The organism is Streptomyces sp. NPDC005784 (genome assembly GCF_042871525.1).
GTDB lineage: Bacteria > Actinomycetota > Actinomycetes > Streptomycetales > Streptomycetaceae > Streptomyces.
The window spans coordinates 19,977-32,254 of the sequence record NZ_JBIAIQ010000061.1; the positions used below are offsets into that span (position 1 = coordinate 19,977).

Genomic DNA, 12,278 nt, shown 5'->3' on the forward strand with positions numbered 1-12,278 from the left:
CGCAGGTAGTGAGCAAGAAGAGCAATACGAGCAAGCGGTACACGGCGGAGTTCAAGCGTGATGCCGTCGCGCTGGCGTTGTCGTCGGACAAGACGGTCACCGAGGTCGCCCGGGATCTGGGGGTGAGCCCGGAGGGTCTGCGTGGCTGGGTGAAGCAGGCCAAGGTCGATCGTGGCGAGGGCCCTTCCGGGGCTCTGGCCAGCGCCGAGCGGGAAGAGCTCGCCCAGCTGCGGCGCAAGGTCCGCGAGCTGGAGAAGACGGTCGACGTTCTGGGAAAAGCGACCGCCTTCTTCGCGCAGGACAAGTTGAGGTAGACACCGCCGCGCGGTGCCGCTTCATCGACGCGGAGAAGGCATCGACCGGAAAACCTGCAGGTCACAGTGTTGCGCTGCTATGTCGTGCGCTGGGAGTGCCGCGCTCGACCTACTACGCGCACCAGGCGGCCGCATCGGCCCGCCGGGCCGCTCGGCGCGAGGAGGAACGCCTGGTGGACGAGATCCGAGTGCTCCATGCCGGATCACGTGGTGCCTACGGGGCCCTGCGGATCCACGCCGCCCTGCGGCGGGCCGGACAGGTGGTGAACTCGAAGAAGATCGAGCGGCTGATGCGCAAGCACCGGATCGTCGGGATTACCCGGCGCCGGCGTCGGGGCCTGACCCGGCAGGCGAAGCGGGCGGTGTTCGCCGCCGATCTGATCGGCCGGGACTTCACCGCACCCCGCCCCGGGATGCGGCTCGTTGGCGACATGACCGAACTCGTCACGCTGGAAGGGAAGATGTATCTGGCGACCTGCATCGATCTCGCGACGCGGGAGGTGACCGGCTGGGCGATGGCCGACCACCACCGCGCCGAACTGCCAGTCGCCGCCCTGCGGATGGCGGCCGGACGCGGCGGCCTGGAAGACGGCTGCATCATGCACACCGACCGCGGCAGCGAAGGCGGATTCTAGGGATCGTCGCAACACGTGATCGCTGGTATGTCCGGCGAACAGTGTAGGTAGTGGCGGCGGGAATGCGTCTCCCTGTCGGTGAGCCTGGAGTTGAGTGGCTCACCGAGGTGGTCACGTCCGCTGGAGTGGTGTATCGACGGCCACTCGGTGATCTCGTATTTGAGGCTATGCGGTGAGTTCGGTGGGCAGCTCGTTCTCGTCGGTTTCTGACTCGATCGGGTGCAGGCGGGCCTTGGCGAGGAGTTCGCGGCCCATGTAGCGGCGGGCCTCGGTCCATTCGTCGTTCTGCTCGGCCAGGACAGCGCCGACCAGCCGGATCAGGGCGGTGCGGTCGGGGAAGATGCCCGATGCCCGGCTGCTGATGGTCAACTGCGATGACTTCGGGATGCTCCGGTGCCTGCATGCGGCTCGGGCCGCAACGCCGTGGTGCGCATGCGGGGGGCCTGCAGGGCGGAGGGGCGAGTCAGACCAGCGGGGGACGGGGACGAGCCTGGGGGCTGATGCGGAGGGGGTGCGGGCGCCGGAGGATGGGGATCTCCAGCGGAGGGAGACATGGTGGAGCGTTGGGACCGGTTCGGGCGTGCGGCGGCGTACGGGGCTGCGGCGGCCCTCGTGCCGTATTTGGTGATCAAGGTGTCGTGGGTGGTCGGTTCGTTACTGGGGCTGCTGCCGGTCGGGCGGGGGTTCAGCCTGGGCGGGTGGCTGGTGCTCAACACTGTCACGATCGGGATGGCTGCGGCCGGGATCACGCTGGGGCTGGCGCTGGTGCGGCCATGGGGGATGCGGATCCCCGGCTGGCTGGTGGGATTCTTCGCCTGGGTCGGGTCGGGGTTCTTGGTGTCGATCCTGCCGTTCGTGGTCGTCAGCGCGCTTGTGAACTCCGGGACGAGCAGTTCGGGAGGCTCAAGGACCTCAGGGGGTGACGCGGCGATGCCGGGCTGGGAAGCGGTGCTGCTCCAGTGCAGCTTCGTGGGAACCGGGATCGCGCTGGCCATCGCACTTCCCGCCTATCTGTGGCGGCGTTGGCCCCACGCGCTGCGCCGGCCGGAGCGGCCCCGCACCCGCACCTCCTCAGGAGCGGTGTGGCCTGCCGTGACCGGGGCTGTGACCGGCCTGGCCTGGCTCTACTGGGCGGCCGGTGGCCCCCTGGGCATCGCGCACCGCGATGAGCGGCAGGCCAGTTGGCATGTGCTGGTCGGGGTCAGCGCGTGCTGGGCTCTCGTCGGGTCCGCCGCCGTACTGGCTCTCGTCCGGCGCCGGTCGACCCGGTTGCCGTATCCGCTCCTGCTTGCGTTGGCGTGGCTGGGATCGGGCTCGATGTGCGCGTGGAGCGGCTGGAGGCTGCCGGCCACGGTGTACGTGGCGCTGGCGCACCCGAGCGACGTCGGCTACCCGGAGAACCTCGCGGTCGCCGTGGCGCTGCACGTCACGGCCGTGCTGACGGGGGCGGGGATCATGCGGACGCTGGTACGCGGCGAACGTAGGCGGGTGAGCGTGCCCGGCAGCGCCCAGCAGTCCGCCGAGCGGGTGGGCCGTCGCCCGTGAACCTGCCTGTTCAGGAAGGCCTTTCACCAGGAGCACCTCGATGCTCCCGAGGCAAGGCCCGCAGTGACTTCAACACTCGTGAACATCACTCGACCATGGATCTGGGTGCCCCCCAAGCCGTGAACAACTGACGGCACCACTCGCAGCGCCGCCCATCTCGCCTCCTACGCCGGCCTCGCCCCGACGACGAAGTCGTCAGGGACATCGATCCATGGCGAACACGCTCCCCGCGGCGGCAACCGGCAGCTGAAGAGAGCGATGTTCCTGTCCGCGTTCGCGGCCCTGCACGATCCCGCCTCCCGCACCTACTACGACCGATGTCGCGCCAGAGGCACGACCCACACGCAAGCTCTCCTCCGGCTCGCCCGCCACCGCATCAGCGTGCTGTTCGCCATGCTCCGCGACGGCACCTTCTACGAAGCCCGACCCCCTCGCCTCGCTGTGCCTGGAAGTGTCATGAATCAGGATCTGTCTCACGTTCGGCTCTGTCTCACATCCGGTGGTGACAGAGTGTTCCAGCTTTCACCAGCGGTGACGGTCCGGCGCAGACAGGGTGCTCCGGCCTGGGTGTTCTCGGGTTGGCGCTACAGACATCCGTGGCCTGATGACCCAGGCTCGGCGGGCGTCAGACGTTCAGGCCGACACCCGATCGGATGCCATTCGGTCCCTTTGACCTGCAGAGTTGGCGACTTCGACTTCGCCGCCACCAGTGTGACGGCCCGTCACCACCGGATGTGAGACAGAGCCGTTCGCTGCACAGACCCGGGCCTGCAGCAGCCTCGCGGCGTTGCACCGCGGTGCCGTCGTCGGTGTCGATGAAAGGCCGCGATCCCCGAGTTCGCTCCTCCCTCGGCGGTGCGTGCGGCGTGGACGGGGCCGGTCTTGTCGGCGATGGCCTGGCGCGCTCGGGCGGGGAGGTCGTGGAAGTGACGGCCGTGCATGGACACGGCGCATTTTCCTCGGGTGGAGTCGGGGCTGAGTCGGCCAGCGTAGGGCCAGGGCAGCGTGATGGCGCAGATGCGGCCCAGTAGGGCTGGTCGTCACTGGCAGCCGAGGTTGATCTCCCGGTACGCCCTGCCGTACCCGTACGAGGAACGGTCGCGGACCAGGAGGACCTCGCTCCGACCCTCGTCGGTAATCGGCATGCGGAGCAAGGCTCACTGCTGCGCCTACCCAGGCGCCGGGCCGTCGGATTCGTTTATCTTCCCGAAGGGAACGTGCACACTGGGCGTGCTGTGGGAGGTGCCCGTGACGTGGCCGACCTGGTCGTCGAAGAAGATGTGGGGTCTGAGCACCTCCATGATCGTGCTCTTGTCTATGCCGCCGAGGAAGAAGGCGTCGTTGACGGTCACACCCCAGTTCTTCAGACTGCGCACCGGGCGTTCGTGAGCGGGTGCGGCGCGGGCAGTGACGAGGGAGACGTGAACGCGAATCTTGTAGTAGGCGTCCTCTGACCGTCGTTCTGCTTCGCGCTGCTGGAGCCGGTTGACGCCTGCGAGGAAGTCCCGCAGGGGGCCCGGGTCGTGCGGAGTTGCGGCGTTCGTCGTCTCGTGGAAGCGAAAGCCGTCGATGCCGCCGGCCTGATAGACCTGTTCCGAGGCGTCGTCGGCGAGGATTCCGTCGAAGTCGAAGGCGATCCGCAGATCCTGGTCGTCGTCCTCGTCAGTCCCGGCTGGGCCGAGCACGCGGCCGGCGGGCAGCCCGAACGCGACGGCCTCACGGACATCGTCCTCGTTCGCGGACAGGAACAGGGACATGTTCAGGGCCGGCATGAAGCGGTAGGGCGAACGGCCCTGCATGAAGATGGCTCGACTGATCGGCAGATCGTGGGACTGGATGGACCGCATGACCCGCAGCCCGGTGTCGGGATCATTGCGGGACAGGATGATGACCTCGACCAGAGGGTCATCGAGTGAGAGGTCGTTCAGCGACAGCAGCCTGCGAACGAAGGGGAAGGCGACCCCTTTGCCCAGCGTGTCGTCCAAGTGCTCTTCCTGGTAGGCACGGTAAGCCTGCACTCCCTGTTCACGGAAAACGGCATCCGCCTCTGCCAGGCCGAACAGTGCGCTGGAGGCGATACCAACGACCAGGCGGTTCTTGAGTTCGTAGACGGCCACCGCGCCCTCCCCAGGACCCATTCATGCACACGTCCACATGGTGCTCCACTTCGCTTCCTCCGGACCCCTGGCGGTACGGATAGGGCAGAACGGAACGGCATGCGACGCCGACACCCTGTACCCCCGTCGAGTCACTGCCAGTCGCCGTCGATGTCGTCAGGGACTTGGGGGAGCCAGTACTGCGAGTCGGCAGAGCGTTCTTCCTCTGAACTGGCCCGCGCGGCAGGATCATCTCCATGAAGATTCTCGTCATGGGCGGAACGTGGTTCCTGGGCAAGCACATCGCGGAGGGCGCGCTAGGGCGAGGCTGGGTTGTCACCACGTTCAACCGGGGCCGTTCCGGCCGTGATGTGAAGGGCGTTGAACCAGTCCACGGTGACCGGGGGCGACGCGCGGATCTAGAGCGCCTCGCCGTCTGCGGGCCGTGGGATGCAGTGATCGACACGTCGAGTTCCGAACTCCCGCCGCGTGACGTTCTGATGGCGGCCACCGTGCTCCGTCCGGCGGTACGGCGATGGGTGCACGTCTCCACTGTGTCCGTCTATGAAGGCTGGCCGCACCATTCGCTCACCGAGGCCTCGCCGCTGCTCGACTGCCCGCCGGATGCGGACGATTCCTCCGGCTATACCGGTGCGGACGGCTCCCCTACCAAGTACGGCTTTCAGAAGGCAGGCAGCGAACACGCTGTGACCGAAGTCTTCGGCGACACCGCGGTCTTTCTGCGTCCGGGCGTGATTCTGGGACCCGGCGAGTATGTGGGTCGACTTCCCTGGTGGTTGGCGCGAGCCAAGCGGGGCGGCCGCTTCCTTGCCCCGGCGCCGGCCGGACAGCGCATCCAGCCTGTCGACGTCCGTGACGTGGCCGACTTTGCCCTCGCTCAGGCAGCCGGCTCTGCGAGCGGAGGTTTCAACGTGGCCCATCCGGAGGGCATCACGTTCAGGGGCTTCCTTGACGCCTGCTTGGCGGAGACAGGAGGTGCCGGGGCGCCGGTGTGGGTGGATCCCGCGGTGCTCACCGAGCAGGGCGTGAAGCAGTGGACCGAGCTGCCGCTGTGGCGCACTCATGCCGGAGTGTGGGCCGTCGACTCCAGTCGCGCCGTGGCGGCGGGCCTCGAGTGCCGGCCGCTGGCCGAGACGATCAGGGACACGTGGCGGTGGTGGGCGGGCGACGGGCGTCCCGTGGACCACCCGCGGTGGGCGGAGCACGGGATCGCTCCGGAGAAGGAGGCGAAGATTCTCGCCTCGGTGTGATCAGCCTTCGATGGCGAGCAGAGCGACGGACGGTCCGATGCGGTGGGGCAGGGACACGCGGTTGAAGTCCTCGATCTGTTCCCGCAGCGTCTTGGGGACCTGCGCGCCGTGGTATTCGGGCTTGGACAGGTGCCTTCTGGTGCGGGCTGTGCGCACCACAATGCCGGTCTTGCGCTGGTTGGCGGGCACGCTCCAGACCGGCGTCATCGCGTCAGTTGCGCCGTCCACATCGTCAGCCAGGATGCGGGCGTGGGCGAGGTCTGCGGCAGCGCTCGCCTTCACGTGAGTCGACTGTTGATCCTGTGGCCGTTGCCCCAGAAGTTCCAGAGCACGACGGGCGTCCGTCTCGGCCTGCGCGGCGTCGCCGATGAGCAGGGCGGTGGTGCTCGTGGACATGGCCAGCCGTTCCAGGGTGAAGGCGAACTCGCCGCCGACCTCGTCGTGCAGTTCGTCGCGACGGTCCCAGGCCTCGTCCGTGGAGAGGCGGATTGCCTGGCGGGCGGCGGCCGCGTCGCCGAGGTGTGCGTGCGCGCGGGCCTTGATGGCTTGCAGACGCCGGCGAGCGACGTCGCCGAGACCGCTGTAGGACAGTGCGCGCGTGGCTTTCGCGACCGCTTCGGTTGGGTTGCCCGTGTGGTAGGCGATGTACGCCAACGTGCCGTCGGCGTAGGCCTGGAGCGGTGTGAAGCGAGTGGTCTCGCCGAACACCGATGCTGTGCGCGCGAAGCTGCTGGCGCTGGGGAAGTATCCGAGGTCGAATGCGGCGACGGACAGCAGGGCAGCGGTCTGCCCGTTCAGGATCATGAGGTCTTGCTGCTGAACGGGGGCCTGGGTTCGGTCTCGTTGGCGCTCGATCGCCAGACGAAGGTGATCGCCGGTCTCGTATGCCTGCGTCGGCGGCATCAGGTGGTATCCACGAGCCAAGGACGTCACCTGGTCGCGCAACTCGTCGATGGTGTTGTCGGAAACGGACGCCGACGCGGTCGTGTCGGCGCCCTCAAGGGCTTCTTCTGCGGTCATTCGAACTCGCTGCTCCAGGTCGTACGCGGGTGCCTGGGGATCGCTCTGCGGTGGGGGGCCGAACAGTTCGACGGCGGTGTACTCGGGCCACATTGACTCGAGGATCTGGCAGGTTGCGGGTCCGGGCAGCGTCAGTAATTTGCCGCCGGTCCACCGTCGGAACTGCGTCTCGCCGCATGTCGGGTTGGTAGGACTGTTCCCGAAGAGCCGCAGGCCGTATTCGGTGAATCTCTTCTCGAACCGGCGGTAGGGAAGCCTGTCCCGGTCGCACAGCCACGCGAGCAGTGTCTTGGGCTCAGTCCTCATTCCCGCTCTCCTGTCTGCGGCGCTGCGGTCGGTTCTGCATTTCGATCCCTTCTCGGTGAAGGGGATACCGCCGTTGCCCTTCGAGACAACGCAGCACTTCCAGAAGCCACTTCAAAGCTACCTCGGAGCTACGTCAGTCGCCTGACGGTGATTCAGAGGTCACGTTCGAAGGCATGGCGAAGTCACGTGTCCGGGGGGAAGTCTGTCGGCCAGTCATCGCAGAGAGTATTCGGACGTGACCAGGGAGTTCTCCCCATGCCCTCCAGACAAACCGGATCGACCAGCCTGTTGGAAGCGTCTCCACCACAAGCCAGGCAGCACACCCTGCCCGGCTTCGCTGTAGTGATCCGCTCCGAGCCGGCCAGCGTCGAAGCGGCACGGCTGGTCACTCAGGCATGGAGCCGATGCTGCCGCGTGCCGGACGAGCTGATCGCCGACCTATTGCTCGTGATGTCCGAACTGTGTACCAACGCAGTCCAACCCGGACGGCACCAATCGATCGTCGTGCGGGGCTGGATGTCTACTCCGAGCGAGCTCTGCTTCGAGGTCGACGACAAGACACCGTCGGTTGTCCCGCATCCTCAACGTCCGACTGCCGACAGGGAATGCGGCCGCGGTCTGCTCCTGGTGGACGCCTTGGTGGCAGACCTGGGCGGCACCTGGGGGTTCAACCAGGGGGGCACGTGCGCCTGGTGCCGTGTCGCGCTACCGGAGGGGGACCGGTGACCGCGGCCCTGCGGCGCCCGGTGCCTGTATGGACGCCGCCGTTGGACGCCGATGGACTGCAGTCCCTGCTCGTGAAGGTCCGCCGATGGCAGCCCTTCGATGGCGGGACCCTCCTCGATGACGTCAGCGCTGTCCTGGACGAATGCATGCCGATCGAGGGACAGGTGGCCGTAATCGCCGTGCGGCTGCGTGGCCATCTCTCGCGCCTGGTCGACATCGCCGTGGCCTCCGACGCCGCCCAGGCCGACGAAATCACGGCCCAACTCATCGCCCAAGCGCGCACGGTGCATTGCCAGGAGCTGCCCGGTGACTACATGAGGGCGGTGGGGCAGCTTCGCCGGACGGGCTGGATCGTCCATGACCTCTTCGAGCGCCTGATCGCCCTGGGCTGCCTGAGGGAGGCGGCATGACCAGTCCACGCCTCGCCACGACCACCATCACCAGCACGGAAGGGAGCAGCCGCGTGAGCACGCCGACCGGAGGGTGTCTGGTCCCCTTCATCATCCAGCGCCGCGGCGAGGAGGCTGCGCCGGCCGACTTCGTCTTCACGCGTTCCGGCCCTGGCCGGTACCGGTTGCGCTACCTCGACGAGGACCCCCGCGACCGCGACCTGCACGGCGTGCTGTGGGGCCGCTGCTCCTTCAATCCCCTCGACGAGCACGGCTGCCCCACCGGTGAACCCGAGTGGAAGATGATGCATCCTTTCCGCCAGCGCATCACCATGCAGTCCCTGCGCTGCCAGGTCTGCACCGGACCCGCTCGCACCCGCCTGGGCACCGTGTTCCTCGCCGGGCCGCACGACCTCGACCCCGAGGCCGACACGGTGCTGACCAACCAACCGCCCGTGTGCGCCCGCCACGTCCAAGCCGCCGCCCGGCTCTGCCCCCACCTCACAGACCAGCCACGGGTCTTCCTCGCCCACAGTGCACCGCTGTACGGGGTCATCGGCGTCATCTACGGCTACAGCCCCGAACACGGCATCCACGTCATCGCCCAGCCCGACATGCCCCTGCCCTACGGACACCCCAACCTGCCCACCTGCCTGGCCTCCCAACTCGTGCGCCGACTCTCCTCGTTCACCATCCTCACCGTGCACGAGCTGATACGGGAGCTCGACGCCGCCCCCTGAGCCCCGCCTGGTGGCCCGGACGCTCCCCTCGGGCCCGCGGCCACCAGGCGGCACCAGCCCCCGGCACGGGGAGACGTACCCGCCACTCCCCTGGGCGACGCACACCCCCGCTCCCCGCGCCGGGTCCATTGCTGCAATCTCGAAGGAGCCAAGATGTACGTTCACGCTGACCGTCTGCCCACCGGTCCCGCCCTCCCGGCCGGGATCGCCGCTCCGCTGCCGTGGGGAGTGGCTCGCATGGTGCCGTATCCGACGATGGTGCCGGGCTACACGCGCGCCGAGCTGGACCCGGTCACCCAGACCGCCGTGTTCTTCGACGGCCTCGGGCAGGTGATGGAGATGCCCGGCCACGGCACCAGCACCGGCACCACCCCGTCGACCGGCACCAGCCCCGACGGGCAGGGGCAGGGAACCACGGACTCCGACCAGGGAAGCGACAGCGACCAGTGAGTGACCCGCGCCCGGTACTGGTCGTCACCGGATTGCACGACCCCACCGCCGACGTGGTAATCAACGAGCTGCACTGCCGGGATGTCCCGGTCGTGCGGCTCGACTCGGGGGACTTCCCTTTATCGCTGTCCCTCGAGGCGGAGATCACTCCGCACGGCCTCCGCGGACACCTGCACACCCCATCACGCACGGCCGACCTGGCCCAGGTGCGGGCCCTGTACTACCGCCGGCCCACAGGCTTCGCCTTCTCCCACCTGAGCGAGCAGGACGCGCGGTTCGCCCTCACCCAGGCCCGATACGGGCTCGGCGGCGTACTGGCCGCACTGCCCGGCTGCCTCTACGTCAACCACCCGCACCGCATCGGGGACGCCGAGTTCAAGCCGTCAGGCCTCGCCGCGGCCGTGGAATCGGGCTTCCTCGTCCCACCCACCCTCGTCACCTCAGACCCCGACGCCGCCAGGGCGTTCGTCAAACGCCACGACCCGGTCCTCTACAAGCCGCTGTGGAACCCGGTATACCTGATCGACGGTGTCTCCTCCGTTGTCGAGGTCGCCGACGTACAAGCCAAGGACATAGACGACCGTGTGGCCGGCACAGCGCACCTCTTCCAGCAACGCATCCGGAAAACCGCCGACGTACGCGTGACCGTCATCGGCACCAGGACGTTCTGCGTCCGTATCGACTCCGACCTCCTGGACTGGCGCACCGACTACAGCCGGCTGCGCTACACCCCCGTCGAACCGCCGCCGCAGATCGAACAGTCGCTCCACCGCTACCTGGCCCGCTTCGGTCTCGTCTTCGGGGCCTTCGACTTCGCCGTCGATACCGACGGGCAATGGTGGTTCCTGGAATGCAACCCGTCCGGCCAGTGGTACTGGCTGGAGCCCGAAACGGGCCTGCCGATGCGCGCGGCCCTGGCAGACCTTCTGGAGAGGACGACGTGAGCGACCCGGCACAGCTCCACCAGCAACTCCTCGACACCCTGACCGCGGGCGGCAGACTGCGCACCATGCCGTGGAAGGACGCCGCCGCAGCAGTCCAACGGCACGAGTTCCTCCTGGGCGGGTTCTTCCGCCGGGTGAAAGGGGCAGTGCCCGCCGCATGGGAACCGGTCCTGGGCGGCGACGACGACTGGCTCGCGACGTGCTATCAGGACGAATCGCTGATCACCCAGATCGCCGGCACCATCGTGCCGACCGACATCCAAGGCCAGATCATGCGAGAGCCGACCAGTTCCAGCACACTGCCGTCCCTCGTGCTGCGCATGCTGGAGGACCTCCACGTCGAACCCGGCTCGCAGGTAATGGAGATCGGCACCGGCACCGGATACTCGACCGCCCTGCTCTGCGCCCGCCTGGGCGCAAGCCGCGTCACTTCCGTCGAGTACGACGAGGACGTTGCCGCCCGCGCACGTACCGCCCTGGCCCGCCAGGACATGTTCCCCAGCCTCGTCACCGGCGACGGACTGCTGGGCTGTGCCGAGTCGGCCCCCTACGACCGCATCGTCGCGACCTGCGCAGTGCGCACGGTGCCGACTGCGTGGATCGAGCAGACGAAGCCCGGCGGTCTGATCCTGACCACCCTCGGAGGCTGGCTGGGTGCCTCGGAACTGGCACGGCTGACCGTCCACGACGACGGAACGGCATCCGGCCCCTTGTTGGGCGGCCAGGTCAGTTTCATGCTCGCCCGCCCCCACACACCACCGCCCCTCGGACTCCTGCCCGACCTGAGCAGGGGCAAGGAGCGGGAGGCCGTCATCGGCCCCGACGTGCTGTCCGACTGGGCCACCCGGTTCGTCGTGCAGAGCGCCGCACCTCAGGCACAACGGCTGACGATGAACCGGGAGGGCTCCGCCGAAGAGGTACTGATCGACGTCGCATCGGGCTCCTGGGCCGCCCTCTACGACGACAGCGGCAGATGGGTCGTCCGCCAGGACGGCCCCGAAAATCTCTGGGACTCCATCGAAGAACACCTCGGCCGCTGGCACGCAGCCGGCACCCCCGCACTGGAGGAATTCACCATCACTGTCACCCCGGACAGACAGAGCCTTCACTGGTAGTTGGCCCACCCTGACCGACCCCGCTCATCCACTCCCACCACGGGTGGATGAACGGGGCTCGCCGTCCACCAGAACCTCCGCGATCAGCCGTTCTGCGCCAAGGGCATCAACTACGGCTACGAACCGGATGTCTCCGCCCGCCTGTGCTGGGTGTCCCCCCGACCAGGCTCGTTCGACGGCGGTCACGGCCAGGCGCCCGGTCGGTGACCATCCCCGCGCATGCAGGCCCCTCCGCTGACGCTTTCGTCCGGCCTTGCCTCGGCACCGAGCTGCCACACCCACGTTACGGAGAGCTCTTCCGGGTCGGGTGAAGCCGGTGCTCAAGCCCCTCATCAGCGGTCCGTCGATGCCTCCGGGCCCGGTGACACCACCTCCCCGGATCATCAACCGCAACAAGGGGGAAGTCATGCCGGACCCTAAGAGGTCATCTCATTTGGGGTGTTCGGTAGGCTTCCGGTGTGGGGATTGTTGAGCGGCTGGTGCCGGATGAGTTGTGGGAGTTGTTCCAGCGGGTGGTGCCGGAGGCGCCGAGTCGGCCTCAGGGAGGTGGCCGGCGTCGGCACGGGGATCGGGAGGTGCTGGCCGCGATCGTGTTCGTGGCCACGTCGGGCTGCACGTGGCAGCAGTTGCCGTCTGCCTCGTTCGGCCCTTCGGGACCCACGGCCCACCGGCGTTTCACCGAGTGGTCGAAGGCCCGGGTGTGGGCGAAGCTCCATCGTCTGGTCCT

At 68.0% G+C, this 12,278-nt stretch carries 13 protein-coding genes and 2 pseudogenes; 12 read left to right on the forward strand and 3 right to left on the reverse strand.

Annotated elements, in window-relative coordinates; translation table 11 throughout:
• Nucleotides 1–8: 8 nt before the first annotated feature.
• Together ACFYR3_RS42680 and ACFYR3_RS42685 are read left to right on the forward strand one after the other, a co-directional pair.
• Nucleotides 9–314: a transposase gene (locus ACFYR3_RS42680; RefSeq protein WP_355847415.1), complete on the forward strand. Its 306-nt coding sequence runs from the start codon at nucleotides 9–11 to the stop codon at nucleotides 312–314.
• Between the two features lie 23 nt (nucleotides 315–337).
• A complete protein-coding gene (locus tag ACFYR3_RS42685; protein ID WP_389287671.1) occupies nucleotides 338–949 on the forward strand; it encodes an IS3 family transposase in 612 nt (203 codons plus the stop codon).
• 165 nt (nucleotides 950–1,114) lie between these two features.
• On the opposite strand, the pseudogene ACFYR3_RS42690 reads toward ACFYR3_RS42685, so the two are convergent.
• Nucleotides 1,115–1,294, reverse strand: a pseudogene (locus tag ACFYR3_RS42690) (transposase); the annotation flags it as partial.
• Nucleotides 1,295–1,501: 207 nt separating this feature from the next.
• Here ACFYR3_RS42690 and ACFYR3_RS42695 point away from each other — a divergent pair.
• Together ACFYR3_RS42695 and ACFYR3_RS42700 are read left to right on the forward strand one after the other, a co-directional pair.
• Nucleotides 1,502–2,494 (forward strand): hypothetical protein, encoded by a 993-nt coding sequence (locus ACFYR3_RS42695; RefSeq protein ID WP_389287650.1) that lies wholly within the window; start codon nucleotides 1,502–1,504, stop codon nucleotides 2,492–2,494.
• 144 nt (nucleotides 2,495–2,638) lie between these two features.
• Nucleotides 2,639–2,929 (forward strand): annotated as a pseudogene (locus ACFYR3_RS42700) (transposase); the annotation flags it as partial.
• A 734-nt stretch (nucleotides 2,930–3,663) separates the two neighbouring features.
• Here the strand turns inward: ACFYR3_RS42700 and ACFYR3_RS42705 are convergent.
• Nucleotides 3,664–4,611, reverse strand: coding sequence for a 5'-nucleotidase (locus tag ACFYR3_RS42705; RefSeq protein WP_389287652.1), 948 nt, complete (start codon nucleotides 4,609–4,611; stop codon nucleotides 3,664–3,666).
• Between the two features lie 236 nt (nucleotides 4,612–4,847).
• On the opposite strand from ACFYR3_RS42705, the gene ACFYR3_RS42710 reads away from it, so the two are divergent.
• The gene (locus ACFYR3_RS42710) at nucleotides 4,848–5,861 is read left to right on the forward strand and encodes an NAD-dependent epimerase/dehydratase family protein (protein WP_389287654.1); all 1,014 of its coding nucleotides are present in this window, start codon (nucleotides 4,848–4,850) and stop codon (nucleotides 5,859–5,861) included.
• Here the strand turns inward: ACFYR3_RS42710 and ACFYR3_RS42715 are convergent, their stop codons facing one another.
• Complete coding sequence (locus tag ACFYR3_RS42715) at nucleotides 5,862–7,187, reverse strand: DNA-binding protein (RefSeq protein ID WP_389287656.1); 1,326 nt, start codon at nucleotides 7,185–7,187, stop codon at nucleotides 5,862–5,864.
• A 255-nt stretch (nucleotides 7,188–7,442) separates the two neighbouring features.
• Here ACFYR3_RS42715 and ACFYR3_RS42720 point away from each other — a divergent pair, with 255 nt between their 5' ends.
• The 7 genes from ACFYR3_RS42720 to ACFYR3_RS42750 all read left to right on the forward strand — a co-directional run.
• Nucleotides 7,443–7,913 (forward strand): ATP-binding protein, encoded by a 471-nt coding sequence (locus ACFYR3_RS42720; protein WP_389287658.1) that lies wholly within the window; start codon nucleotides 7,443–7,445, stop codon nucleotides 7,911–7,913.
• Nucleotides 7,910–8,323, forward strand: a complete 414-nt coding sequence (locus tag ACFYR3_RS42725) for a DUF6415 family natural product biosynthesis protein (protein ID WP_389287660.1) — start codon at nucleotides 7,910–7,912, stop codon at nucleotides 8,321–8,323. The genes ACFYR3_RS42720 and ACFYR3_RS42725 overlap by 4 nt, the downstream gene beginning before the upstream one ends.
• Nucleotides 8,320–9,042, forward strand: a complete 723-nt coding sequence (locus ACFYR3_RS42730; protein ID WP_389287662.1) for a hypothetical protein — start codon at nucleotides 8,320–8,322, stop codon at nucleotides 9,040–9,042. The genes ACFYR3_RS42725 and ACFYR3_RS42730 overlap by 4 nt, the downstream gene beginning before the upstream one ends.
• A 153-nt stretch (nucleotides 9,043–9,195) precedes the next feature.
• Nucleotides 9,196–9,492 (forward strand): putative ATP-grasp-modified RiPP, encoded by a 297-nt coding sequence (gene tgmA / locus ACFYR3_RS42735; RefSeq protein WP_389287664.1) that lies wholly within the window; start codon nucleotides 9,196–9,198, stop codon nucleotides 9,490–9,492.
• A complete protein-coding gene (tgmB, locus tag ACFYR3_RS42740) occupies nucleotides 9,489–10,436 on the forward strand; it encodes an ATP-grasp ribosomal peptide maturase (protein WP_389287666.1) in 948 nt (315 codons plus the stop codon). Before tgmA ends, tgmB begins: the two co-directional genes overlap by 4 nt.
• Entirely contained in the window at nucleotides 10,433–11,551 is a 1,119-nt protein-coding gene (gene tgmC / locus ACFYR3_RS42745; RefSeq protein WP_389287668.1) for an ATP-grasp peptide maturase system methyltransferase, read from the forward strand. The genes tgmB and tgmC overlap by 4 nt, the downstream gene beginning before the upstream one ends.
• A 458-nt stretch (nucleotides 11,552–12,009) precedes the next feature.
• The coding region (locus tag ACFYR3_RS42750; protein ID WP_389287669.1) for a transposase at nucleotides 12,010–12,278 on the forward strand (269 nt) is incomplete at its 3' end.